Source organism: Actinomadura scrupuli (genome assembly GCF_050971785.1).
GTDB lineage: Bacteria > Actinomycetota > Actinomycetes > Streptosporangiales > Streptosporangiaceae > Actinomadura_E > Actinomadura_E scrupuli.
In genome coordinates this window covers 294,229-319,066 of sequence record NZ_JBPCCU010000002.1, presented here as the reverse complement: position 1 = coordinate 319,066, position 24,838 = coordinate 294,229, and the positions used below count along the sequence as shown (strand labels likewise).

The 24,838-nt window shown below is 71.3% G+C and carries 23 protein-coding genes and 1 tRNA gene; 7 read left to right on the top strand and 17 right to left on the bottom strand.

Features of this window, described 5'->3' with window-relative positions; genetic code table 11:
• Positions 1–90 precede the first annotated feature (90 nt).
• On the top strand, positions 91–1,110 hold the full coding sequence (locus ACRYCC_RS09165; RefSeq protein ID WP_433810284.1) for a D-alanyl-D-alanine carboxypeptidase family protein: 1,020 nt from the start codon (positions 91–93) through the stop codon (positions 1,108–1,110).
• A gap of 93 nt (positions 1,111–1,203) precedes the next feature.
• Here the strand turns inward: ACRYCC_RS09165 and ACRYCC_RS09160 are convergent, their stop codons facing one another.
• The 9 genes from ACRYCC_RS09160 to ACRYCC_RS09120 all read right to left on the bottom strand — a co-directional run bounded on the left by ACRYCC_RS09160 (position 1,204) and on the right by ACRYCC_RS09120 (position 11,159).
• On the bottom strand, positions 1,204–2,823 hold the full coding sequence (locus ACRYCC_RS09160) for a hypothetical protein (protein WP_433810283.1): 1,620 nt from the start codon (positions 2,821–2,823) through the stop codon (positions 1,204–1,206).
• Positions 2,824–2,845: 22 nt separating this feature from the next.
• Entirely contained in the window at positions 2,846–4,348 is a 1,503-nt protein-coding gene (locus ACRYCC_RS09155; protein ID WP_433810281.1) for a peptidase M16 family protein, read from the bottom strand.
• A gap of 191 nt (positions 4,349–4,539) precedes the next feature.
• Positions 4,540–4,616, bottom strand: a tRNA-Thr gene (locus ACRYCC_RS09150).
• A 104-nt stretch (positions 4,617–4,720) separates the two neighbouring features.
• Positions 4,721–5,662 carry an aldo/keto reductase gene (locus tag ACRYCC_RS09145; protein ID WP_433810279.1) on the bottom strand — a complete coding sequence of 314 codons (942 nt, stop codon included), beginning with the start codon at positions 5,660–5,662 and terminating at the stop codon, positions 4,721–4,723.
• Positions 5,663–5,735: 73 nt separating this feature from the next.
• Positions 5,736–6,461 carry an SMI1/KNR4 family protein gene (locus ACRYCC_RS09140; RefSeq protein ID WP_433810277.1) on the bottom strand — a complete coding sequence of 242 codons (726 nt, stop codon included), beginning with the start codon at positions 6,459–6,461 and terminating at the stop codon, positions 5,736–5,738.
• A 35-nt stretch (positions 6,462–6,496) separates the two neighbouring features.
• Positions 6,497–7,450, bottom strand: a complete 954-nt coding sequence (gene rlmB, locus ACRYCC_RS09135; RefSeq protein WP_433810275.1) for a 23S rRNA (guanosine(2251)-2'-O)-methyltransferase RlmB — start codon at positions 7,448–7,450, stop codon at positions 6,497–6,499.
• A 224-nt stretch (positions 7,451–7,674) separates the two neighbouring features.
• Positions 7,675–9,078, bottom strand: a complete 1,404-nt coding sequence (gene cysS / locus ACRYCC_RS09130; RefSeq protein ID WP_433810273.1) for a cysteine--tRNA ligase — start codon at positions 9,076–9,078, stop codon at positions 7,675–7,677.
• Positions 9,075–9,887: a DUF6585 family protein gene (locus ACRYCC_RS09125; RefSeq protein ID WP_433810271.1), complete on the bottom strand. Its 813-nt coding sequence runs from the start codon at positions 9,885–9,887 to the stop codon at positions 9,075–9,077. Before ACRYCC_RS09125 ends, cysS begins: the two co-directional genes overlap by 4 nt.
• Positions 9,888–9,986: 99 nt before the next feature.
• Positions 9,987–11,159: a homogentisate 1,2-dioxygenase gene (locus tag ACRYCC_RS09120; protein WP_433810269.1), complete on the bottom strand. Its 1,173-nt coding sequence runs from the start codon at positions 11,157–11,159 to the stop codon at positions 9,987–9,989.
• 225 nt (positions 11,160–11,384) lie between these two features.
• Between ACRYCC_RS09120 and ACRYCC_RS09115 the strand changes: the two genes are divergently transcribed.
• Positions 11,385–12,932, top strand: coding sequence for a hypothetical protein (locus ACRYCC_RS09115; RefSeq protein ID WP_433810268.1), 1,548 nt, complete (start codon positions 11,385–11,387; stop codon positions 12,930–12,932).
• A 59-nt stretch (positions 12,933–12,991) separates the two neighbouring features.
• Positions 12,992–14,203 carry a fumarylacetoacetase gene (gene fahA / locus ACRYCC_RS09110; protein WP_433810267.1) on the top strand — a complete coding sequence of 404 codons (1,212 nt, stop codon included), beginning with the start codon at positions 12,992–12,994 and terminating at the stop codon, positions 14,201–14,203.
• 5 nt (positions 14,204–14,208) lie between these two features.
• Here the strand turns inward: fahA and ispF are convergent, their stop codons facing one another.
• Both ispF and ACRYCC_RS09100 read right to left on the bottom strand, forming a co-directional pair.
• Positions 14,209–14,688, bottom strand: coding sequence for a 2-C-methyl-D-erythritol 2,4-cyclodiphosphate synthase (gene ispF, locus ACRYCC_RS09105; protein ID WP_433812123.1), 480 nt, complete (start codon positions 14,686–14,688; stop codon positions 14,209–14,211).
• A 66-nt stretch (positions 14,689–14,754) separates the two neighbouring features.
• Positions 14,755–15,237 carry a CarD family transcriptional regulator gene (locus tag ACRYCC_RS09100; RefSeq protein ID WP_433810265.1) on the bottom strand — a complete coding sequence of 161 codons (483 nt, stop codon included), beginning with the start codon at positions 15,235–15,237 and terminating at the stop codon, positions 14,755–14,757.
• A 324-nt stretch (positions 15,238–15,561) separates the two neighbouring features.
• On the opposite strand from ACRYCC_RS09100, the gene ACRYCC_RS09095 reads away from it, so the two are divergent.
• Entirely contained in the window at positions 15,562–16,311 is a 750-nt protein-coding gene (locus ACRYCC_RS09095) for a hypothetical protein (RefSeq protein ID WP_433810263.1), read from the top strand.
• A gap of 115 nt (positions 16,312–16,426) precedes the next feature.
• On the top strand, positions 16,427–17,116 hold the full coding sequence (locus tag ACRYCC_RS09090) for a copper chaperone PCu(A)C domain-containing protein (protein WP_433810262.1): 690 nt from the start codon (positions 16,427–16,429) through the stop codon (positions 17,114–17,116).
• 120 nt (positions 17,117–17,236) lie between these two features.
• Here ACRYCC_RS09090 and ACRYCC_RS09085 read toward each other — a convergent pair whose 3' ends face one another.
• Positions 17,237–17,917, bottom strand: coding sequence for a response regulator (locus tag ACRYCC_RS09085; RefSeq protein ID WP_433810260.1), 681 nt, complete (start codon positions 17,915–17,917; stop codon positions 17,237–17,239).
• Complete coding sequence (locus ACRYCC_RS09080; RefSeq protein WP_433810258.1) at positions 17,914–19,128, bottom strand: sensor histidine kinase; 1,215 nt, start codon at positions 19,126–19,128, stop codon at positions 17,914–17,916. The genes ACRYCC_RS09085 and ACRYCC_RS09080 overlap by 4 nt, the downstream gene beginning before the upstream one ends.
• A gap of 187 nt (positions 19,129–19,315) precedes the next feature.
• Between ACRYCC_RS09080 and phoU the strand changes: the two genes are divergently transcribed.
• Positions 19,316–19,978, top strand: coding sequence for a phosphate signaling complex protein PhoU (phoU, locus tag ACRYCC_RS09075; protein ID WP_433810256.1), 663 nt, complete (start codon positions 19,316–19,318; stop codon positions 19,976–19,978).
• Positions 19,979–20,137: 159 nt separating this feature from the next.
• Here phoU and ACRYCC_RS09070 read toward each other — a convergent pair whose 3' ends face one another.
• From ACRYCC_RS09070 to ACRYCC_RS09055, 4 genes are all read right to left on the bottom strand, one after another.
• Positions 20,138–21,004, bottom strand: coding sequence for a phosphoglyceromutase (locus ACRYCC_RS09070; protein WP_433810254.1), 867 nt, complete (start codon positions 21,002–21,004; stop codon positions 20,138–20,140).
• 11 nt (positions 21,005–21,015) lie between these two features.
• Complete coding sequence (locus ACRYCC_RS09065; protein ID WP_433810252.1) at positions 21,016–22,272, bottom strand: PP2C family protein-serine/threonine phosphatase; 1,257 nt, start codon at positions 22,270–22,272, stop codon at positions 21,016–21,018.
• Between the two features lie 172 nt (positions 22,273–22,444).
• Entirely contained in the window at positions 22,445–22,915 is a 471-nt protein-coding gene (locus tag ACRYCC_RS09060; protein ID WP_433810250.1) for a MarR family winged helix-turn-helix transcriptional regulator, read from the bottom strand.
• A 131-nt stretch (positions 22,916–23,046) separates the two neighbouring features.
• Positions 23,047–23,544 (bottom strand): MarR family winged helix-turn-helix transcriptional regulator, encoded by a 498-nt coding sequence (locus ACRYCC_RS09055; protein ID WP_433810247.1) that lies wholly within the window; start codon positions 23,542–23,544, stop codon positions 23,047–23,049.
• A gap of 93 nt (positions 23,545–23,637) precedes the next feature.
• Here ACRYCC_RS09055 and ACRYCC_RS09050 point away from each other — a divergent pair, with 93 nt between their 5' ends.
• Positions 23,638–24,816 carry a PP2C family protein-serine/threonine phosphatase gene (locus ACRYCC_RS09050; RefSeq protein WP_433810245.1) on the top strand — a complete coding sequence of 393 codons (1,179 nt, stop codon included), beginning with the start codon at positions 23,638–23,640 and terminating at the stop codon, positions 24,814–24,816.
• The last annotated feature ends 22 nt before the right edge of the window (positions 24,817–24,838 follow it).

Genomic DNA, 24,838 nt, shown 5'->3' with positions numbered 1-24,838 from the left:
GATACGCGGCCTCGGCGGCACCGACATCTGCACCGCGCAGGGTGGCTGACGTGCGCTTCTGTGGCGCACCGATCCCCCGGAGGTGTTTCCATGTGCGCTGCCCGCCTGCCCGCCGTGGCCCGCGCGGAGCGGCGGTCGGACCAGCCGATCCCGCCGCGCCGCTCCCAGCGCGCCGCCCAGGTCTGGGCCATCGCCATCGCCGTCGCCGTCTCCTGCTGTGCCGGCTGGTATGGCTTCGTACGCGACGATCACGGGGGTGTGCGGCCGGGTGAGGGCGCCACCACCGCGATGCCACTGCCCTGGCCGGACGGCGGCCAGTCGAGCGTGACGGTCGAGGGCCTCGGCAGCCTCGGTTCGAAGGGCGAGCGCGAGCCCGTACCGATCGCGAGTGTCACCAAGGTGATGACCGCGTACGTGATCCTCCGGGATCACCCCCTCAGCGGAGCCGAGACCGGCCCGGTCATCGAGGTCGACCAGGCCGCCGCCGACGAGTCGCTGTCCCGTGAGGAGTCGAGCGCACCGGTCCGGGAGGGCCTGCGCCTCACCGAGCGGCAGTTGCTGGAGATGATGCTGATCCCCTCCGGCAACAACGTCGCCCGCCTGCTGGCCCGCTGGGACGCCGGCACCCAGGAGTCCTTCGTGGCGAAGATGAACCGCGCCGCCACCGGGCTCGGCATGACCCGCACCACCTACACCGGCGCCAGCGGCATCGAGCCCACCACCACGTCCACCGCCGTCGACCAGCTGAAACTGGCCCGGCAGGTGATGAAGGACGAGGTGTTCCGCTCGATCGTCGCCAAGCCCAGCACCACGATCCCCGGCGTGCCGGGCACGATCGCCAACACCAATCCGCTGCTGGGCAGATCCGGCGTGATCGGCCTCAAGACCGGCTCCAGCACCCCGGCGGGCGGCGCCCTGATGTGGGCGGCGGAGGCCACCGCGGGCGGCCGGACCTGGCTGATCCTCGGTGTCGTTCTGCATCAGCGTGCGGGCACCACCCCCGCGACGGGCCTCCAGGCCGCCCTCGGCAACAGCGAGAAGCTGATCAGTGCCGTCCAGGAGTCGCTGCCCGCCGCCGTCACGGCACGGCACCGGCAGAGCACGCCGTGACGCCCTCCAGGCCGGTGATCCTTTCCAGCCTTGGAAACACCGTGGAAGGGCCTTCTCAACGCCGCCCGGTCGCACGTCTCGGTGAGCCTGCCGTCACTTCACAAGGTCATCGGCGATCCGCCGCGTCCGCTGGGCCGCGGCACTGGTGGACGAGGAGCTCTTGTCGAAGTTGACCGCGATCTCGGTGGCCTGGCCCGCCCATACACAGACGACACCGCTGATCGCGGACCTGCCGCATCGGAGCGTGCCCTTCAGCGTGCCGGTCGGATAGGCCGCCGTCTCGGTGATGGCCAGGTTGGCCAGGGACGTGTTCACGAGCGAGGCGGGTACGGAGCCTGGATCCGTGGCGTACTTGATGACGGTCACCACCGACGGGCCCTGGCTGCCGGCCCAGTAGACGCCGGCCGCCGTTCCGGCGGGAGTCTCCCCGCCGGTGAGAAGCCGCGTGAAGGTGTCCGCGAGGTCCCGGGTGTACGGGCTGTTCGTGCGGACCATGCCGGCGACGGCGTCGGGCAGTTCGGGCAGGTTGAGCGGTTCGATGGGCGGGGTCTCGGCGGCGGATGCCTGCTGGTCCCGCGGAGCGTCGGCCGAACTGGACACGTTACTGATAGTGACCGCCAGCCGGATGAGGACGACGAAGACCACCACCGCCGCTACGCCGCCGGCTCCCGCCCACTGCCGGCGTTCGCCCGCCTGGGCGGACCGCGGAACCCGCGGCATCGCCGGAATGGTGGGCAGCGGTCCCGGTTCCAGGATGGGTCCGCTGTCGGCCGAGAGCCCCAGTTCCTTCCTCGCCTCGAGGTAGCCACGGCCCTCTCCGAGATACGACCAGGGCAACGTCCCAGGAATGCTTCCGGCGCTGACCTGGGACAGGTGCCGTCTGGCCCGCAGCCAGTCACCGCCCAGATAGAAGGCGGCGCCGAACAGGTGATGCGCCTCCGGCACCCGGGGGTGCTCGGTGACGTGTTCGGACCAGGCGTCGGAGAGTTCGGCCAGGCGCGTCTGCACGGCCGGCTGCCGGAAGTACCCGGCCGGGGAGATCCCCTGTACGAGGAGCACCTCCAGGTGCGCGGCCACCGGGATGGCCGCGATGGGGCTGCCGGGTGGTGCGGCCTTCGCGGCGGTCTCGGCGAAGTCGAGCACCTCCGCGTCCGAGCCCTTCCACTTCCCGCACAGCACCTGAAGGCGTGAGTAGTGACCGGTGTAGAAGTCGGGACCTCTCCGGTGCAACTCCGCCCAGATCTCGTCGAGCTCGGCGCGGCCCCGTTGCGTACCGAGCCCGTGCCACTGCAACCGGTCCCACGGCACCGGGTCGTCCACCAGCAGCTCGCTGGCCGCGATCAACGGGTCGTACGCCGTTCCGAGGATCAGCCAGAACTCCTCGAACTGATCGGCGCTGACCCGGCTCGCCCACTGGCCGCCGCGCACCTCCCAGGCATGGGAGATACGGGTGTCGCCCAGCCACAGTGCCAGGTCCGCGTCGCCGGGATTCTCGGCGTACAGCCGGGCGAGGGCTTCACGATGCGGGATGGCCGCCATCGACAGCCTGCCCAGCCGCAGAGCGCGAAGGTCGTGGTCGCCTCGGGTCTCCGCGAGCAGCCGCCGGCCGGCCTCCAGCCGTCCCTTGCGGACGTCGGGCAGTCCCGCCGTCAGGGCCGGGTCGTCCCAGGCGGTCCCCTCGCTGACCCGTCGGCGGAACGGGATGGTGGGCATCAGGATCTCCACTCGGTAAGGATCAACGGCGCTTCAGGCGGGCACGTGCGCGCTCCAGCCGGCTGGTCCGGGGCTGGGGGATGTGGTCTTCCGACCGGGCTTGTTGAGGGATCACCCGGTCGGCGGGAACCGCCCGATCGAGGGCCTCCGGAATGGATCCGCCGTTCTCCCACAGGGTCGGTTCCAGGTGCAGCGAGAAACCGTCCCTGCCGTAGAGCCGCCGTGCCCCGTCGGGCCAGGCGAGCATCGCCTCACAGGCACTGAACTTGACCGTGACGTACCGGGGACCATGGACGAGACTGACACCCTCCGGCCCGATGATCAGGCGATCACGGTCGATGGGGGCGTCAGCGCTGCGCAGGGTCCGGCCGTCGACCGTGCCGGGCGATGATGCCGGCGCCATGTGAAAGCGGCGTCCCTGAGGCTCGTGTCCCCTCGGCAGCATCAGCAGTGCGGCGTCGAGGGCCTGGGCCGCCGTCTCCTGGACCGCTCGGGCGTCCAGCGCGTCGATCTCCGCCAGGAGGGCGGCGCGGTCGAGGGGCTCGGAGCCCAGTAGCTCGCGCATCGCCGCTCCCACCGCGACTCCCGCGATCGCCTCGGGGTCGCTCACCCGTGCGCGCATCTGGGTGATGATCTTGTCCAATTCGTCTTGCGCGCCGGGTTCGGTCGCGAGTCGCTCGATCTCCTCGACGAACTGGGCGATCAGCTTGGCATGGCTGTCCTCGAGCCCGTCGGCGAACGCCGTCACATGGGCCGTGCCGGTGTCCCGGGGCATGTAGTCGGCCGTCGGGCTGTAGCTGATTCCGCTGTCCTGCCGGAGCGTTCTGTGCAGCCGTCTGGCCAGCAGCAGCGAGTACGCCTGGGCCGCAGCCGATCGCGGCACCGCGCTGAGCATGGCGACACCGTTCAGCTGCTCGTTGAAGTAGGCGGGAGTGCGAGGAAGCGCGCTCGACGGCGCGGGCGGCGCGATGCGCTCACCGGCGGGCAGCTCCAGCCGCAGTCCCTCCGGAGGCGGGCCGCCGATCAGCGCCAGCACGGCGTTGCCCTGAGTGAACCACCTGCGGCCCCAGGCGCCGAGCTGTTCTGGTGTGTGCAGGCCGATGCCGAACTCCTCGTACCCCGGCAACCCGTACGTCGCGGCGCCGTACCGCCAGAGCAGGAGTGCTCCGAGCGGCCCCGCCCGGCGGCCGTCCTCTTCCGTCTGCAGGATCCGGTTCTCCACCTTCAGCCGATCGACCGGCAGATCGTGCAGGGATCGGCAGATCGACGACAGGAAGTCCGCCACCTCGTCGGGGCTGCCCTCGGTGGTGAAGGCCGTCGTGATGGCGTCGACCTGGCCGTTGTAGTGGTGCGCGGGCTGGCCGATCGGGTGTAGAGCCAGATGTTCGACGAGGTGGGTGATGCCCCGGGTGGCGAGCGTCTCGTCGGCATGGCCGACGCGGAAGATCAGTCCGGCCTTCAGAGGCCCCTGGCCTTCACTCCAGAACGTGGGAATCCCGGCGACCTCAATGCGTGTCCAATCCACCGCGAACCCCTCTGATCATCGGGAGAGCATAGAGCGCCTCGCCCATGTTGATCAATTGGAATTCGACGCCCCCGGAGCTGGTGGGTCGTCGGCCCCGCGCGGTCGCGTCGTCCGCGGCCGGCCGGGCGGGACGCCACTACCCCCGGTGATGTCAAAGGCCACTTCCGAAAGCTTGGAAGTGGCCTCTGGGCTGGAGCCTCCGATCGGACTCGAACCGATGACCTGCCGCTTACAAGGCGGCTGCTCTGGCCAACTGAGCTACGGAGGCGGGCCTGTCGAAATCGTAGTCGACTCGGGCCCTCGGCCGCTCCTCCATAACCGGGCTACCGGCGCGTCGTCTGTACGGGACCGCGGAGGGGCGACCGATACGCCCTAGTAGCGGGTGCCGACCGGGGGCGGGATCTCGTTGAGCTCCTGGACGTCCTCGGGGGTCAGCCGGACCTGGGCGGCACCGGCGTTCTCCTCCAGATAGGTCAGGCGCTTGGTGCCGGGGATGGGGACGATCTGGTCGCCCTGGGCCAGCACCCAGGCCAGCGCGATCTGGCCGGGGGTGGCCCCGTGCCGCTCGGCCACCGCCTTCACCCGCTCCACGATGGCCAGGTTGGCGTCCAACGCCCCGTCGGCGAAGCGCGGCAGCCGGGAGCGGAAGTCGTCGGCGCCGAACTCGGCGCTGGAGGTGTAGCGGCCGGTGAGGAAGCCCCGGCCGAGCGGGGAGTACGGGATGAGGCCCACTCCGTGCGCGGCGGTCCAGGCCACCACCTCGTCGTCGCGGGTCCACAGCGACAGCTCGTTCTGTACGGTCGCGACCGGATGGATCGCGTGGGCCTGCTCGATCTGGCCCGGCCGAACGTCGGAGAGCCCGATGGCCCTGACCAGCCCCTCCTCGACCAGGGCGGCCATCGCGCCCCAGGTCTCCTCCAGCGGCACCTTCTCGTCGATCCGGTGCAACTGGTACAGGTCGAGGTGGTCGGTCCGCAGCCTGCGCAGCGACTCGCGTACCCCCGCGTGGACGTGCTCGGGCCGGCCGTCGCGGTACATCGCACCGCCGCCCTCGGGGATCACCAGGCCGACCTTGGTGGCCAGCACGACCTCGTCGCGGCGGCCCTGCAGTGCCCGGCCGACGAGTTCCTCGTTGGTGTACGGCCCGTACACGTCGGAGGTGTCGATCAGGGTCACGCCCAGGTCGATGGCCCGGTGCACGACTTTGATCGACTCCGCGTCGTCCCGCTCGCCGGTCGTGTAGGCGAAGGTCATTCCCATGCAGCCCAGGCCGATCGCGCCGACCTCCAGCCCGCCGATGTTGCGCGTGTCCATCTACGCCCCCTGACCGATGACAGAGCCCTGCCAGGCACTCACAGTCACACTAGTGCCGGTGCCGCGGTGCGGTTCAGGCGAGGCCGATCGGGCGCTCGGGCTCGACCAGCCGGTACCGCGGATTGTCGCCGTACCGCAGGACCGAGTAGGCGGCGTTCTCCGGGGCGAAGTCGCCCCGCGCGGTGCGGTCGAGGGCGTCGTCCAGCCACCGGGTGTACCACGTGCCGAAGCCGACCTCCAGGCAGTAGAGGCCGGATGCGCTGCTCAGGCAGTCGACCCACATCGTGCCCCGGCGTGGGCCGCGCAGGACGAGGAACAGCCAGTCCCCGCAGCCGTAGTCGGCGATCGGCAGGCGGCCGTTGCACCACGGTTCGAAGAGGTACGTCTCCTGGAGCCGGTCGAACCCGGCGGCGTAGGCCGGGTCGTCGTCCAGCCGGGCCGCGTGCGCCTCCCAGTCCTCGGGGCCCCCGAGCAGCTCGGTGAAGTCGACGTCGCCGGTCAGCGGGCTGTCGGCGCCGAGCGTCGCGGCACCCCAGACCTCCGTCACGGACTCCACGGCCAGGGTGAGCGGCTTGATGCCGTAGTAGGGACCGGGAGCGCCGTCTCCGACGGTGGTGACGAACTCCCGGTAGTCCTCGGGCAGCCGCGCGCCGACGAGATCCTCGACCCGGCCGAGGACGGCCGGGTCGGCAGCGGGGCCGGTCTCGTACCGGTGCCCGGAGGCTCCGAAGATCCGTAGATCGGGATCGGCCGCGCGGAGCTCACCGAGCTTGCCGCTGATCGTCGCCATGTCCGTCATGGCCCAGATCTTAGGAGCCCGGCGGCTCCGGCTGATCAGGAACGCTGACGTGAGATCTCGTACAGCGCGATCCCGGCCGCGACCCCGGCGTTGAGCGACTCCGCCCGGCCACCGCTCATCGGGATGGTGACCAGCAGATCACAGGTGTCGGCCACCAGCCGGGCCAGGCCCTTGCCCTCGGAGCCGACGACCAGCACGAACGGCCCGGTGGCGACGTCCAGCTCGCTCACCGGCGTGGTGCCCCGCGCGTCCAGCCCGGCGACGAAGCAGCCAGCCTTCTGGTAGGCCTTCAGCGTGCGGGTCAGGTTGGTCACCTGCGCCACCGGCACCGTGGCCAGCGTGCCCGCGGAGGACTTCCACACGCCCGCGGTGACCCCGGCCGCCCGGCGCTCCGGCACGACCACGCCGGTCGCGCCGAACGCGGCCGCGGAGCGTACGACGGCGCCGAGGTTGCGGGGGTCGGTGATGCCGTCCGCTGCGACGATCAGCGGCGCGGTGCCCTTGAGCAGGTCGTCGGCGTGCGCGTACTTGTAGGGCCGCACCTTGAGCGCGATGCCCTGGTGGATGGAGCCGTCGGTGAGCCGGTCCAACTGGGGCTTGCCCGCCTCGATGAGGGGGATCCCGCGGTCGGCGGCGAGCTGGATGGCCTCGCGGACCCGCTCGTCGCCGGTGTCGGACATGACGTACAGCGTGGTGCCGGGCACCGAGCCGCGCAGCGCCTCCAGCACCGGGTTACGGCCCGCCACGACCTCCGGGGCGTCCGGGGAGCGCCGCGTCGGGGCGCCGCCGGTCCGGCCGGTGTCGGTGTCGCGGCCGGCCGCCGCTCCGGCACCCCGGGCACCGGTGGCCGCACTGCCCCGGGGGGCCGCCGGCCCGGTGGTGCGGGTGCCGGCGCGCGAGGCGGACTTCGCCGCCCGCGCCTTCTGCCGCTTGTCGTGCCAGTGCCGGTCCTCGGCCTTGGGGGTGGCACCTCTCTTGCTCTTCGCCATCGGTCTCCTGCGCCCTCCTGTTCGGCTGGGCGGCACACTCGATGAACGCCCCAACGATGAAACTCTACGCGGCGTCCAGGATACGAGGCGCCCGCTCCGCCCAGATCCCAGTCACTCACGCCCCCTCCGCCGTGATCATGCAATCGTTCGCCGAACGATTGCATGATCACGGCGGGAGGCTCACGCGATCCACTGCGGAGAGGGGGCCGCGTGGCCGAGGGGTGTCAGTCGTGCTTGAGCTCCCAGCGGGGGCCGTGCGGGGTGTCCTCCACGAGGATGCCCGCGGCGGCGAGGCCCTCCCGGATGGCGTCGGCCGCCGCGAAGTCGCGGCGGGCCCGGGCCGACTGGCGCTGCTCGAGGGCCACCGCGACCAGCGCGTCCACCACCGGCCGCAGGTCGTCGCCGCTCTCGTGGCCCCACAGCGGCGAGAGCGGATCGAGCCCGAGCACGCCGGTCATGGCACGTACGTCCACCAGCCGGGCACGGGCCGTCTCGGCGTCCTCCTGGGCGAGGGCGGTGTTGCCCTCGCGTACGGCCTCGTGCACGACGGCCAGGGCCTGCGGCACACCGAGATCGTCGTTCATCGCGGCCGTGAAGGCCTCCGGCAGCTCCGCCTCGGCCGGGGACGGCACCGGGCCCACGACCTCGGCGGCCCGGGTGGCGAAGCCCTCGATGCGCTGGTAGGCGGCGACCGCCTCGGCCAGCGAGGCGTCGGTGTAGTCCATGAGCGACCGGTAGTTGGCGGAGGCCAGGTAGTAGCGGATCTCCACCGGCCGGGCCCGGCCCAGCAGGTCGGTGAGGAGCACCACGTTGCCCAGGGACTTGCTCATCTTGACGCCGTCGACGGTGAGCAGCCCGTTGTGCAGCCAGTAGCGGGCGAAGCCGTCACCGGCCGCCTGGGACTGGGCGATCTCGTTCTCGTGGTGCGGGAAGATCAGGTCGACGCCGCCGCCGTGGATGTCGAAGGTCTCCCCGAGGTACTTGGTGGCCATCGCCGAGCACTCCAGGTGCCAGCCGGGCCGGCCGGGACCCCAGGGCGTCTCCCAGCTCGGCTCTCCGGGCTTGGCGCCCTTCCACAACGCGAAGTCGAGCGGGTCGCGCTTGAACTCCGCGTTGGGGGTGTCCTTCGGGTCGCGCATGTTCTCCACCTTCTGGTTGGAGAGCGCGCCATAGCGATCGGCCCAGGACTTGACGGAGAAGTAGACGTCGCCGCCCGACTCGTAGGCGTGACCGGCCTCGATCAGCCGGCGCATCAGCACGATCATCTCCGGGACGTGCCCGGTGGCCCGCGGCTCGATGGTGGGCGGCAGGCAGCCGAGCATGTCGTAGCCGCGGCTGAAGACCCGCTGGTTGCCCTCCGCGACCGCGAACCAGGGCGTCCCGGTGCGCGCCGCCACGTCGATGATCTTGTCGTCCACGTCGGTGACGTTGCGGGCGAAGGTGACGTCGTACCCCGACCGGGTCAGCCAGCGGAGCAGGACGTCGTAGATCACGCCGGAGCGCAGATGACCGATGTGCGGTGCGGCCTGCGGGGTGGCACCACAGACGTACATCCCCACACGGCCCTCGCGGAGGGGCTCGAAGCGGCGGACGGTACGGGTTCCGGTGTCGTATAGCTGCAGGCTCACGTGTCAAGGTTATGGGATCGGCCCGGAGAAGCTCGCCTACATTCGTATTGTGGATCGCCGCCGCCCCGGCGGACCGCGTGCCCGCACACGGCGGCGAGCGCGAGCGCGTTCGGCACCTGGCCCACGGTGGCCGCCAGCGCGATCTGCCCCTCCGTGTCGCGCACGTAGACGACCCCGTTGCTGACCACGGCCTCGTCGACGTACGCCCACGGCACCAGGTCGCCGTCCTTGGCGATGCCCCGCGGGCCGAGGGTGAAGGGCCCCAGCTCGACGGAGCCGCCGCCGGCGATCACGCTGACGTACCAGGGGACCACCCGGCGCGTCACCTCGGCCACCACCACCTCGCCCAGGTCGCCCACGCCGGGAGTCTCCTCGCCGAGCGTCACCTCCCGGTCGTCGCCGTTCAGCACGGTGAACCGCCAGGTCGTACGCCCCCGGCTGGAGCGGCGTACGCCCGACATGGTCACGGCGACGAGGTCGTCCCAGGCGTAGACCTCCGGTGGATTGCCCGCCCGCACGAAACCGTGCTCATAGCGGTAGACGCCCCGGCCGGCCAGCCCGGTCCGGCCGAGGATCCAGCCCGCGCCGCCGAGGTAGGCGGCGGCGAGCACCAGGCTCGGGACGCCCAGCCAGATCTCGTCGTCGTGGAGGTAGGACAGCCCGGCCGGCACCAGTACGACCCCGGCGCCGCCCAGCAGCGCCACCCAGGCGAACGCGCGGCCACGTGAGTCGTGTGCCCGGACCGGCGCACCCAGACGTGATCGTCTGGCGACCCTCCGGACCCGTGGGGGGAACGGCTCGTTTCTCATCGCGTTAAGCCGTCTACCCACCCCAGGCCCGCAGGAAAGCAGTCATGTGTATACAAAAGACTCACGGTGCGGCAATACTCCCCGGGAACCGGGGTCACTTCACGACGAACGCGCCCAGCTCCAGGCGTACTCGGGGTCCTCGCAACCGGCCGCCGCCGGGCCGAGCAGCAGCGGGCGGAAGGTGTCGATCATGACGGCGAGCTCGGTGGTCGCGGTCTGCCCGCTCGCCAGGACCCCCTCGACCGCGCCCGGCTGCGGACCGTGCGTGAAGCCGGACGGATGCAGCGAGATCGACCCGACCCCGATGCCCGAACCCTTCCGGGCCTCGTAGTCGCCCGCGGCGTAGAACATGACCTCGTCCGAGTCGACATTGTGGTGGTTGTACGGGATCGGCACCGCGTCCTGGTGGAAGTCCAGCGGCCGGGGGCAGAACGAGCAGATCACGAAACCCGGGCCCTCGAACGTCTGGTGCACCGGCGGCGGCGCGTGCGTGCGCTTCACGATCGGCTCGAAGTCGTCGATGTTGAACGCGTACGGGTACAGGCAGCCGTCCCAGCCGACGACGTCGAAGGGATGGTGCAGATAGGTCAGCCGCGACATCCCGGCCGCGGTGCGCACCAGGACCGCGGTCTCCTCGGCCCCCTCCGTGACGACCAGCGGCTCCGCCGGGGCCCGCAGATCACGCTCGCAGTAGGGCGCGTGCTCCAGGAACTGGCCGTGCTGGGAGAGGTACCGCTTGGGCGGCCGGATGTGGCCGCGCGCCTCGATCACCAGTGCCTTGAGCGGGCTCTCCGGCAGCCACCGGTGGATCGTCCCGGCCGGGATGACCACATAGTCACCGGGATCGGCCTCCAGCGCCCCGAAGGTCGACTCGAATCTGGCCGACCCCTCCTGGAGGTAGACCACCTCGTCGCCGGTGGAGTTGCGGTAGAGCTCGCTCGCGACGTCGGCCGACACGTACGACAGCCGTACGTCCTGATTGCCCGCGAGCACCTGACGGCCCAGCACCAGATCGCCGCCGCCGGGCAGGTCCTGGGTGCGGTAGCCGCGGGGCTGCAGCGGATGGTTGGGCACCATCTCGGGCTCGACGGCCTCCGGCGCCCCCTCGACCTTCACGATCGCCGTCGGCGGATGCACGTGGTAGAGCAGGCTCGCGTCGGAGGAGAAGCCCTCCTCGCCCATCAGCTCCTCCGCGTACAGCCCGCCATCCGGCCTGCGGAACTGCACATGACGTTTCCGCGGGATCTCTCCCACGGCCCGGTAGTACGGCATCGTCGCCTCCACGCTGAGTCCCGGATTCCGTTTCGCCCTGTTCACCTCACAGTACGGCCCCGGGGCCCGATCGCCGAGAGAGGGGAGAGACAGGCCTCTGAGAGACTCGGACCAGCCCGCGGGCCCCGATCCGGGCGGCGACACGCGCCGGCATTCCGTACCCAACTGGGAGATCGCGCCGAAGATAGAGCCAACGGACCGGCCACTTGATTACGCTCCCCCGAGATGAGTGAGATGCCCCCCAACCCTTCCGGGACGCCGCGGTACACCAGAACGCAGCGGCGGCTGCTGACCGTGTCCGCGGGTCTCGGTGTCGCCGTGCTCGCGGGCGTGGCGTTCGTCGTCACCTACGCCGATCTGCGTGCCCTCGTCGTCGAGGGCCACGCTCCCCGCCGGTTCGCCCCGGCCTACCCGGTGATGTTCGACGTGCTCATCACGGTGACGATCCTGGCGCTGGTGGTGGCCCGGAACACCCGCTGGTGGGTCCGCTGGCCCCGCTGGCTGCTGCTGCTCGTCCTGCTGGCCGGGGCCGCGGCGGCCAGCGTGCAGCGGGCCACCAAGGGGTACGCCGCGCTGCCGGACGACGCGCTGAGGGCGGGCGTCGCCGTCGCCCCGCACGTCATGCTGCTGCTGGCGATCTGGCTGTGGCTGGCCATGTTCAAGCAGGCCCGGGCGGCACTGGCGCGCCGGGCCGCACGCCCGGGCGAGGGCTCCCCGGCCGGGGACGACGGACCGGCGCCGGACGGGGAGGGCGCCGGCGCCCCGGACACCCACCCGGACCACGAGACGGGACGGCCTCCCGCCGAGACCGCCGCCGACGCGCAGGAGCCCGCCTGGCGCGGTCCCTGGGCTCCCGAGGAGCCGCCCGCCGAGGCCGCGCTCGACTGGGCGCTGGTGCCCTACGATCCCGAGCCCGCGCCGTACGAACCCGATCCCGCGATACAGCCCTACGAGCGCGACCCGCTGCGGGCCTACGAGGCCGACCCGATCCCGAACCCGATCCCGGAACCCGCCGCGAGCCCCGAGCCCGTGACGAGCCGCGAACCGGCCGCGAGCCCGGAGCCCTTCGCGATCCCGGAGCCGGCCGCGGGCCCCGACCCCTTCGCGATCCCGGAGCCTGCGGCGGGGCAGGAGCCGATCGCGTTCTCCGAACCCAGGGCGATCTCCGAGCCGCCCGTGGGTTCGGAGCCGATCCCCGGGCCGGCCGCCGGCCCCGAGCCGGAGCCGGAGCCGGAGCCGGTGACGTTCGGCAAGCCTCCCCCGCAGGCCTCGCTGCCCACGGACATCAAGCTGGTGGGCCGGCCGGCCGCGACCACCCGGCCGGACATCGTCATGCCCGGTGCCGCGGAGCCGGACGCCGGGGCAGCGCTCTGGGCGACCGATCCCCCTCCGGAGTCGCACCCCCAGGCCGCCCCTCCGGCGAGCGATCTCCGTACGGAACCGGTGACGGGTGGTGACCCGGCCTCCGGCGGCGACGAGGACGGCGCCGACGTGCCCGTGGTGGACCGTGCCGAGGACCCGGACGCGGGCGACGACCCCCTGGTGCCCGGGCGTACCGCGGGCGACGCGGACCCGGAGGGGGCCCAGAGCACCACCGACGACGTGGAACGCTGGAGCGCCGAGGCGGCCGAGGACGCGCGGAGGTGGTCCGAGGACACCGCCGAGGGCCTGCGGACCGACCGGCCCGGCCTGGAGCCGGAGCGGACCGGCGAGGTCGAGTGGAGGCCGCCGTCGAGCACGTTCCGCAGCTCCCCCACACCGCCCGACGAATGATCCCGTACGTTGTGCCGGAGGAGGGGCTGATCGGCTCCGGAGGGGGAAGGTAAGCCCGCATGAGCTGGGTTGCGATCCCGCAGGACAGTGGCCTGGGACTGGCCAACCTGCCGTACGGCGTGTTCTCCCCGCCCGGCGGCCCCCCGCGGGTGGGGGTGGCCGTGGGCGCTTCCGTGCTGGACCTGGCCGGGCTCGCCGCGGACTGCCTCATCGAGGAGCGCGGGCGCTGGTTCGCCGCGGGGTCGCTGAACGGCTTCATGGCCGCCGGGCCGCCCGCCTGGCGGGCCAACCGGGTCAGGCTCACCGAGCTGCTCACCGACTCGTCGTACGCCGACCACGTCCAGCCGCATCTGCTGCCGGTGGCCGACGTGGACCTGCACCGGCCGATCGAGGTGGCCGACTACGTCGACTTCTACTCCTCGCTGGAGCACGCGACCAACGTGGGGCGGATCTTCCGCCCGCACGGACAGCCGCTGACGCCCAACTGGCGGCGGCTCCCGCTCGGGTATCACAGCCGGGCGGGCACCGTGGTGGTCTCCGGCACGCCGGTGGTGCGGCCGTCCGGGCAGCGGCTGCTGCCCGGCGACCAGAACCCGTCCTTCGGCCCGTCGCTGCGGCTCGACCTGGAGGCCGAGGTGGGGTTCGTGGCCGGACCGCCCGCGGCCGGCCCGGTGCCGCCGAGCGGCTTCCGCGATCACGTCTTCGGGTTCGTGCTGGTCAACGACTGGAGCGCCCGCGACCTGCAGGCGTGGGAGGCACAGCCGCTGGGCCCGTTCCTGTCCAAGTCCTTCGCCACGTCGATCTCGCCCTGGGTGGTCCCGGTCGCCGCCCTGGAGGCCGCCAGAGTGCCCCCTCCCGCGCAGGACCCGGAGCCGCTGCCCTATCTGCGCTGCGCCGAGCCATGGGGCCTGGACCTCGCCCTGGAAGTCCTGATCAACGGGCAGGTGGCGGCCAGGCCGCCGTTCCGCGAGATGTACTGGACGCCGCCGCAGCAGCTCGCCCACGCCACGGTCAACGGCGCGACGCTCCGCACCGGAGACCTGTTCGCCTCCGGCACGGTCTCCGGCCCGGAACGCGATCAGCGCGGCTGCCTGCTGGAGCTGACCTGGAACGGCGAGGAGCCCCTGGAGCTGGCGGACGGCACCAAGCGCACGTTCCTCGAAGACGGTGACACCGTGACCGTCCGGGCCACCGCGCCGGGCGCCGACGGCTCCCGCATCAGCCTCGGCGAGGTCAGCGGCACCGTCCAGCCCGCGGCGCCGGCCGCATGAGCGGCTTACGGGGCGGGTGGGCCGAGCGGGACGACGAGGGCCGTGGCGATGGCGGCGAGGCCCTCCTCCCGCCCGGTCAGGCCGAGGCCGTCGGTGGTGGTGGCGGAGATGCTCACCGAGGCACCTTCGAGGGCCTCACCGAGGATCTTCTCCGCCTCGGCCCGGCGCTTTCCGATCTTGGGGCGGTTACCGATGATCTGGATCGCCACGTTGCCGATGGCGAAGTGCGCCTCGCGGACCAGCCGGGCGACCTCGCGGAGCAGGTCCACGCCCGACGCGCCGGACCAGCGCGGATCGGCCGTGCCGAAGACGGCTCCGAGATCACCGAGACCGGCCGCCGACAGCAGCGCGTCACAGGCCGCGTGCGCGGCCACGTCTCCGTCCGAGTGGCCGGCCAGGCCATCGCCTTCGCCGGGCCACTGCATTCCGGCCACCCACAGCGGCCGTCCGGGCGCAAAAGGGTGGACGTCGGTCCCGACGCCCACCCGTGGAACTTCCACGTCCCTCATTCAACAGGCCAAGAGTCTTCCGGCTCCCCGGCTCGGGGGGCCTCAGCCCGTCAGAACCTCGTCGAGGAGGGCCTCTGCTTTGTCCTCGTTGGTCTTCTCTGCCAGTGCGAGCTCACTGACCAGTATCTGCCTGGCCTTCGCCAGCATCCGCTTCTCTCCGGCCGACAGGCCGCGTTCCTTGTCGCGACGCCACAAGTCACGCACGACCTCGGCGACCTTGTTCACATCCCCGGAGGCGAGCTTCTCCAGGTTGGCCTTGTAACGCCGCGACCAGTTGGTGGGCTCCTCGGTGTAAGGTGCACGCAGCACCTCGAACACCTTCTCCAAACCTTCCTGGCCGACCACGTCACGAACGCCCACGAGCTCGGCGTTCTCGGCGGGGACGCGTACTGTCAGGTCACCCTTGTCGACCTTCAAAACCAGGTAGGTCCTGTCCTCACCCTTAATGGTGCGAATCTCGATGGCGTCGATCCGAGCAGCCCCATGGTGGGGGTAGACGACGGTGTCGCCGACCGTGAAAGTCATGTGACAAGTACCCCTTCCGCTAGGAACAAGGGTAGCACGCACTTCCAGGTGGGCGCACCGACCTTAGCGACATAAGCGCAGGTCAGCACCCTAATTGGGGTCTTGACAAAGTAGCAAGATGGTGCAACTGGAAGCTTTGGTATCAGTCTTGACCTCCTGGGCAATGCTTCGGTAACGCGGTCGAGGTGCCAACGAGATTCCCCCAGAAGACCTTGGTCACACCGCTCACACTCCGGCTTTCGCCGCTCATACTGGAGTTGTGGGTATGTCCCGTCACCAGAGCGACGGGAACGGAGAACGTGGCTGTGCAGGACGAGGTGCGGCGTGAGGCAAGACGGCGACCCCGAGCGCGATGACTATGGGCTGCCACGCGTCGAGGTGATCATCCCCGACGACGCGCGCGAGCTCGACCGTGATCTCATCGCCTACCGGCGGGAGGAGCGTCAGCGTCGCCGCCGGCAGCGGATGCGGCGGCTGACCGGCCCCTTCACGCGCTATGGCCTGGCGACACCGATCATCGCGCTGGCCCTGCTGATCGCGGTCGTCAGCGGCACGCTCATGACCGTCTTCGGGCCGAGGAGCTCGATCCCCCGCACGGGCGGCACGCCGACGGCCGACGGGCCCATCACGGCCCAGCCGGGCAGGCCCGGCGGTCTCCTGCCGGCCGGCCAGGTGACCATCACCGGGCAGCCGCAGGGCCCCACCAGCGACCTGGTCGGGCTCGTCGCCCTGGTGCCCGACGGCTGCCGGTGCGAGCAGGCCCTCCGGGACGTCACCCGGCAGGCCCAGAAATACGACCTCCGCCGGTTCCTGGTCGGCAGCCACCACTGGACCAAGAACACCGCCGGCGAGCTGCGGGCGCTGGACGAGACCGCCGGCAACGGCGCGAAGATCGTGCGAGACGAGGAAGGGGTGCTGAGCCGCACCTACCACGCCGCCGGGCTCACCCTGCTGCTCGTGCACACCGACGGCGTGCTCCGCGACACCCGCCTCAACGTCCAGCCCGGCCTCAATCTGCAGCCGGAGCTGGAGAAGCTCCGGGCGCCGGGACAGGGCCTGATTCCCACCCCCTGAACCAACCTCCCCGCTGAAGTCGCTACGCTTCGCTGAGGCATTTCCGCCACACGCCGGGAGTTCCCCCTTCGCGCGAGCTCCGAGCACCCTTCTGCACCATGAGGAGATCGACGCTGTGATCCGCAACAGCCGCCGGGTGACCGCACTCGCCATCGCCGGTGCCCTCACCCTCGCCTCCACGGTGACCGGTTGTGGCGCCGGCGCAAACCCGGAGACCGCCCGGCCGACCCAGCTCACCGAGGGCGTCAACGTCTCGCGGACGGACCTGGACGTCCAGATCCGGAACATGTTCGTGCTGGGCCCGGCCGAGGGCAAAACCCTCACCGCGGGCGGATCGGCGCCGCTCTACGCCACGTTGATCAACAGTGCCGCCGACGGGCAGCCGGACAAGCTCGTCGCGGTCTCCTCGAACGTCTCCGGGGCGCCCGCGCCGCTCGCCGGCGGCGGGCTGGCGCTGCCGGCGGGCCAGGCCGTGTCGCTGAACAGCCCGACCGGCCCGCGGGCCGTGCTGTCCGGGCTCACCCAGCCGCTGAAGGGCGGCGAGAACATTCAGGTGGCCCTGCAGTTCGAGCGGGCCGGAGTGGTGAAGGCCACCGTCCCGGTCGTCCCGCAGAGCGGTGACTTCCAGACCTACGGGCCGGCGCCGAGCGCGGAGCCGAGCACCCCGGGGGCGTCCACGCCGGGAGCGTCACCGAGTGCCTCGGCGGGCGCCTCCGGCACCGCCACTCCGGGCGCCACCGCCTCACCGGCGTCCAGGAAGCTCAAGAAGGTGCGGAAGACGCCCAGCCCCACCCCGACGCCCTGACCCCCGCCGGCGCCCTGGTCCCGTCGCCGGGGCGCCGCCGCACCGGTCGCGAGATGCCGAGTGCCCTGGGTGTGCCCTCAGACGACCTGGCCTGAGAGAACACGCAGGTCACGGCGTTCGTCAGGGCTCGAACTTGTAGCCCAGGCCGCGCACGGTGACGATGTAGCGAGGCGCCGAGGGCGACGGCTCGATCTTGGCGCGGAGTCGCTTGACGTGCACGTCGAGCGTCTTGGTGTCCCCGACGTAGTCGGCTCCCCAGACCCGGTCGATGAGCTGCATCCGGGTGAGCACCCGGCCCGCGTTGCGGAGCAGCACCTCGAGCAGCTCGAACTCCTTGAGCGGGAGCTGCACGGACTGGCCGCTCACGCTCACGATGTGCCGCTCGACGTCCATCCGGACCGGGCCGGCCTCCAGGGTCGCCGGAGCGAGCTCCTCGACGTCGCCCTGCCTGCGCAGTACGGCTCGGATCCGCGCGACCAGCTCGCGGGAGGAGAACGGCTTGGTGACGTAGTCGTCCGCGCCGAGCTCCAGCCCGACGACCTTGTCGACCTCGCTGTCCTTGGCGGTCAGCATGATCACCGGAACATTGGAACGTGCCCGTAGCTCTCGGCACACCTCCGTGCCGGGCAGGCCCGGCAGCATCAGGTCGAGCAGCACCAGGTCGGCGCCGTTGCGTTCGAAGGTCTCTATCGCATCGGGGCCGGTCGCCGCGATGGCGACCTCGAAACCCTCTTTGCGCAACATGTACGACAGTGCGTCGCTGAACGACTCCTCGTCTTCTACGACGAGAACGCGGGTCACGGTGTTTCCTCCCGGGCGGTGTCCATCAGAGATGCATCCTCAGGGGATTCGGGGGCTTCCTGGCGGGTGGTCGGATGTGCCGGCGACAACAGGGGCAACCGGAGGGTGAAGGTGGAGCCGGAGCCCTCCTTGCTCCATACAGTGACCTCGCCGCCGTGCTTGGTGGTGACGTGCTTGACGATGGCGAGCCCGAGGCCCGTACCACCGGTCTGCCGGGATCGCGCGGGGTCGACCCGGTAGAACCGTTCGAAGATCCGCTGGAGGTCGGCACCGGGGATGCCGATGCCCTGGTCGGTCACGCTGATCTCGACATCGTCGTCGTCGGTCTGCCGGGTGGCGATGACCACCCGGGTGTTCTCGGGGCTGTAGGCCACGGCGTTGTCCACGAGGTTGCGCAGCGCGGTGATCAGCAGCTCCTCGTCGCCGCGGACCTTGAGCCCGTCGCGGCCGCCGGTGGCCAGGTCGATGTTGCGGGCCGAGGCCTTGAGCCTGCAGCGGTCCACGGCCTCGACCACGATCTGGTCCAGCGACACCGGCCGCAGCTCGGGCAGCGGCTCGTCGTTCTGCACCCGGGCCAGCGTGATGAGGTCGTGCACGAGGTTGGTGAGGCGGACGGACTCCAACTGCATCCGGCCGGCGAAACGGCGGACGGCGTCGGGATCGTCGGCGGCCTCTTCCACGGTCTCGGCCAGCAGTGAGAGCGCACCGACCGGGGTCTTGAGCTCGTGACTGACGTTGGCGACGAAGTCGCGGCGGATCGCCTCGACGCGCCGTAGCTCGGTGAGGTCCTCCGCGAGGACCAGCACCAGCCCGTGCACGCCCAGCGGCGCGACCCGGACGGCGAACCAGCGGCCCTCCCGGTGAATGCGCGAGGAGCCCACCGGGAGCTCCATCTCGCGGATCTCACCGTCCCGGCGGACCAGCCTGGTCATGGCGAGCAGCTCGTCGACCACCAGCCGGTCTCCGCTGACCATGCCGAACGCCCGGGCGGCGGAGCTGGCCCGCAGCACCCGGTCCTCACCGTCGATGACGACGGCCGAGGAGGGCAGGACACTGAGCACCGACGCGACTCCCGGCGGCACGCCGGAGGGCGAGGCCGGCGGCTGGACGGCGCGCTGGGCCTTCTCGCTCACCCTTACCGCCAATCCGGTCGCCAATCCCGTCGCGAGCCCCACGAGCCCCGCCAGACCTGCGACAACTTCGACCTCCACACTTGGGATCGTAGGTGTGATTCAGTGCGGTCTTGCACCATGGGGGGAGATACCGAAGTCACGTTCGCTCAAAGTTCACCTCCTTATCCAGGTTCGTTCATGCCGGTCATGGAGGGTGTGCCATGGACCATTCCGGGTAGGGCGCGCGCCGCCGCACCCCTCCTCGTTCACCATAGAAGGACATCAATTGCGCGACGCCTACCACGAAGAACTCGATTCCCTCTCCTACAAACTCGTCGAGATGACGCGGCTCGTGCGGTCGTCCATGGCCAGGGCCACCACGGCCCTGCTCGACGCGGATCTGCGCCTCGCGGAAGAGGTCATCGGCTCCGACGAGCACGTCGACAAGCTCCACCTGGAGATCGAGGAGTCGGTTTTCGAGCTCATGGCGCGCCAGCAGCCCGTGGCGAGCGACCTGCGCCAGGTGATCACGACCCTGCGCACCAGCGGTGATCTGGAGCGCATGGGCGACCTGGCCGTGCACATCGCCAAGACCGCACGGCGCCGTCACCCCGAGTCGGCGGTGCCGCCGGAGCTGCAAGCCACCATCCTGGAGATGGGCCAGATCGCCGAGCGGATGATCGCAAAGGCCGGCAGCGTCATCGCGTCACAGGACGTCGCGATGGGCCTGGAGCTCGACACCGACGACGACGCGATGGACCGGCTGCACAGCAAGCTCTTCCGTACCCTGCTGTCGCCCAACTGGAAGCACGGGGTGGAGCCCGCCGTGGACATCACCCTGGCGGGCCGCTACTTCGAGCGGTTCGCCGACCATGCGGTGCACGTGGCCGAGAACGTGGTGTACCTGGTCACCGGCCAGCGCCCCGAGGAGATCATCGAGAGCCAGTAAGGCCTCCCGCGTCGAAAGAGGCGCCGCCCCCACCCGGGGGGGGCGCCGCCTTACTTCCACGAACACGCTCTTTTTCTCCCCACGAACACTCCTTCCGTGATCATGCAATCAATCGTCCAACGATTGCATGATCACGGATGGGAGACGGGGTAGGGAGGTTTATTTGCGGCCGAGGCGCCTGCTGCGGGGTTTGGGCTCCGCCTTGGCCTTCGCCTTGCCGGCCGGCGCGGCCTCGGGCTTGCCCTTGGCCTCCGGCTGGGCCTTGGCCCCGGCCTTGGGCGCGCTCTTGCCCTGGTTGGCGACGGCCTCGATGGCGGCCTTGGCGGCCTCCGGGTCGAGGTAGACCCCGCCCCGCTTCAGCGGCACGTAGTCGTTGTCGAGCTCGTACACCAGCGGGATGCCGGTGGGGATGTTCAGCCCGGCGATGTCCTCGTCGGAGATGCCGTCGAGGTGCTTGACCAGCGCCCGGAGCGAATTGCCGTGCGCGGCCACCAGGACGGTCTGGCCGGCCGCGAGATCCGGGATGATCGCGTCGTACCAGTAGGGCAGCATCCGGTCGATGACGTCGGCCAGGCACTCCGTGCGGGGTACGAGCTCGGAGGGCAGCTCGGAGTAGCGCAGGTCGTGGACCTGGGACAGCGGGTCGTCGTCGGAGATCGGCGGCGGCGGGGTGTCGAACGAGCGGCGCCAGATCTTGAACTGCTCCTCGCCGAACTCCTCGAGGGTCTGGGCCTTGCTCTTGCCCTGCAGCGCGCCGTAGTGCCGCTCGTTGAGCCGCCAGGACCGGCGGACCGGGATCCACAGCAGGTCGGCCACGTCGAGCGCGATGTTGGCGGTGCGGATGGCCCGCTTGAGCACCGAGGTGTGCACGACGTCCGGGACGATGTCGGCGTCCAGCAGCAGATCGCCGCCGTTGGTCGCCTCGCCCTCGCCCTTCTCGGAAAGGTCGACGTCCACCCATCCGGTGAACAGTCCCTCCGCGTTCCACACGCTCTCGCCGTGGCGGAGCAAAACCAAGGTCGCCATAGCCCCAAAGCTTAGTGGCCCGGGGCGCCCGGGAGTGCGGGCACCCGCGGCGCGGCTCCGGGCCCGTCCCAGGTGAGCAGCAGGACCGCCAGGTCGTCGGTGAGCACCCCGCCGTTGAGCGTCTCGACCTCGGAGACCAGATGATCGATCAGCTCGGCTCCCGTGTGGCCGTCGGCGACCGCCCGGCCGGCCAGCTCCACCAGTCCTTCGAGGTCGAGGCGTGCGCCGTTCTCGCCGGCGTACCCCTCGATCAGGCCGTCGGTGTAGAGCATGAGGCTCCAGGTTTCCCCGAGCTCGATCTCGGTCGTCTGCCACTCGGCGTCCGGGATGAGCCCCAGGGCGGGACCGCACCGGTCGTCGGGCAGCGCCTCGACCTGCGATCCGCGGACCAGCAGCGGCTGGGGATGGCCCGCGCGGAACATCCGGGCCCGGCGCCGGGACGCGTCAATGGTGATCATGCACAGGGTGGTGAAGATGTAGTCGGCCCAGCGTTCGGCCGTGAGCACCGCGTCCAGCGTGGTCAGCACCCGCTCGCCGGAGTGCCCCGCCAGCACGAGGGTGCGCCAGGCGATGCGCAGCCGTACCCCCAGTGAGGCCTCGTCGGCGCCGTGCCCGCTCACGTCGCCGATGACCACGTGGACCCGGCCGTCGGGCGTCTGGACGGTGTCGTGGAAGTCTCCCCCGAGCAGGGTCCACTGGCGTCCCGGCTGGTAGCGGGCGTGGTGCCGCAGATCCGGGTCGCTCAGGATCGGCACGGGCAGCAGCCCGCGTTCGAGCCGCGCGTTCTCCTCGCTCAGGAAGCGCTCTTCGAAGAGTTGCCGCTCGGTCTCGTCGGCGCGTTTGCGCTCGATGGCGTAGCGGATCGCCCGGGCCAGCAGCGGTGCCTCGACCTCCTGCTTGACCAGGTAGTCCTGGGCCCCGGCGGCGACCGCGGACGCGGCCACCTGGACGTCCTGGAGCCCGGTGAGCACGAGCACCGCCGACCTCGGTGCCCGGGTCAGCACCTCGCTGAGCAGTTCCAGCCCGGAGGCGTCGGGCAACGACAGGTCCACCAGGATGCAGCGTGCCGGGTCCGCGTCGGGGGTGAGTAACCGCCGCGCGTCCCCGAGGCTGCGCGCCACGGTCATGCGGACGTTGAGGTCGCTCTCCTCGAGGTACTCCTCCACCAGGAGGACGTCGCCCGGATCGTCCTCGATCAGGAGCAGGTCGAAGACGTCCTGACCGGCGGCGCCGGCGACACGCGGCCGTGATCGGCTGCCGATACTCACAGGGGTTTCCGTCCAATCACCGGCACGAACCGACTGCACCGCTCCGGCAGCGGGGCGATGAGCGTCGCTACGACCGGGAAGCACGATACTGGTGATGATTGTCGTACGACAACTATCACTGCCTGCGATGACTCGGTCCCCGAATGTCAGGGCCGGAGCGGCACCCGGGGGGTCATCGTGGCCCCGCCGAGCCGAGCGCCGCGTCGAACTCGTCCAGCCCGCGCAGCAGCGCCGTACGGCCGTCGTCGGTCATGTGGGCCAGCACCCGCCGCAGTTCACGGCGGCGGCGGGCCACCAGCTCGGCGTGCACCCGGTCGCCCTCGGGGGTCAGCGCGACGCTGACCCGCCGCCGGTCCCCGGGGCCGGTGGCGCGCCGGGCCAGTCCGGCGGGCGCCAGCCGGTCGCACAGCCGGCTGGCGGAGGAGGGGATGACGCCCAGGGTGTCGGCCAGCTCGCCGAGCCCCGGTGACCGCAGCTGGGCGATGGCCTCCAGCGTCTGCAGCTGGGCGAAGGGAAGGCCGGTGACCGACTCGTCCTGGGCACGGCACCACACTTGGAGCAGCGACCTGGTCGCCTGTTCCAGCAGGGCGCTCTCCTCCTGGAACGGGTGCGGGCGGGAGGGGGACCGTTGATCTTCGTTCACCTTGCGTTCCTCGCTCGGGGGGCGGGGGACCTCGGGACGGACGCGCATCATCTCCCTGCCCACCGGGACGCCGGTGACACCTGTGACCCAGGTGCCGCCGTACGGCCCCCGGCCGTCGGCGCCGGGCCAGGTCAGGCGGGGCGGCCCATGATCGAGCTCGGTGATCCGGTGGCCTGCCGCCGGCCTTCCGCGGTCGCCGCCTGGAAGTGCGCCAGACCGGTGAGCAGGGCGGTGCGCGCGGCGGCCGGCATCGCGGCCAGCACGCGCCGGAGATCTTCGCGGCGGGCCCGCCGCACCCGGTCCACCAGCGCCTGCCCCTCGCGGCTCACCCGCAGCCAGGTCTCCCGCCGGTCATCGCCGGGGGCGGCGCGCACCAGCAGCCCGCCGGCCTGCAGCCGGTCGCACAGGCGGCTGGCGGACGGCAGCGACGCCTCCAGCTCCGCGGCCAGGCCGCTGATGTTGACGCTGCCCTCCCGCTCCACGATGAACAGCGCCCTCAGCTGGGTCAGCGAGATCGGGGAACGCGGGATCTGGTGGGCACGGCCCCACACCTCGGTGAACGTCGCGGCCAGCTCGTCGACGGCGGCCGTCAGCTCCTCGACCTGCGACGGCTCATCCACTGCGCCCATGGGACTACTGTTCCACATGCCACCAGCACCGCGCCGCGTCCGGGCGACCGTCCTGGCCGCCCGGTGACCCACCCGGGAGAGGGGCCGAGGGCCATGCCCGACGAACTTCCGCTCGACACCGAGAGCGCCATCTGGCAGGCCCGGCCGCATGCCGTCGCCGACACCGCACTGCGGGTCATCGGCGCGCATCCGTCCATCCGCGACGTGCAGATCTACCTGGCCGACTACCCGATGGGCCGGCTGGTCCCGGTCACCATGGACCTGGACGCCCTCCGGATCGACACCACCCCTGCCGGGCGGGCGTTCGCCGCACAGCAGATCATCGCCGAGACCCCGGCCTCGCCCGCCGACGGGCCGTACCGGCTCCACCTGCCGCTCACGGTCCACGGTGAGCGGGTCGGGATCCTGTCGCTGTCCACCGACACCGCCCCGGCCCCCGGCCAGACGCGGCGGTTCACCACGGTCGCGGCCACGCTGGCGCGGGCCATGAAACTCGCCGACAACGCGACCGACACCTACCGGGAGATCCGCCGCAGGCACCACCGGCTCACCCTCGCCGCCGAGATGCAGTGGGACCTGCTGCCCGGCCGGTCCTGTACCTGCCCCGAATACCGGCTGGCCGGTCACCTGGAGCCCGCGTACGCCATCTGCGGCGACAACTACGACTGGTCCGCCGCCGAGGACCGGCTCACCATCACCGTCAGCAACGGCATGGGGCAGGGCACCGAGGCCGCCATGCTCACCCATCTGGCGATCAGCACGATGCGCAACGCACGCCGCTCCGGGGCGAGCCTGCTCGACCAGGCCGTGCTGGCCAACGAGATCATCCACTCGCACCACGGCGGAGAGCTGAACGTGGCCACGCTGCTACTGGAGTGGGACGTTGCCGGCGGGCGGGTACGGGCGGTGGACGCCGGATCCCCGCAGCTCTGGCGGATGCGCGGCACCTCGGTCGACGTGCTCAAGCTGGAGGAGCAGCTCCCGCTGGGGATGTTCTACGACACCGTCTACACCGAGGAGGAGTTCGCCATCGAGCCCGGCGACCGGCTCGTCCTGGTCAGCGACGGCGTGCACACCGCGCGGTCGCCCGGCGGAGATCTCTACGGCTCGGCCGGCCTGCCCCGGGCGCTGAAGGCCACCCGCCTGCAGGACCCCTCCGAAGCGGTACGCACCCTGACCCGCGAGCTGCTGGACTACCACGAGGGCGGCGAACTCCTCGACGACGCGGTCATCGTGTGCCTGGACCGGACCCCGGCCACCGGCCCCGAGTGATCACGGCGGCACCGGTCACGGC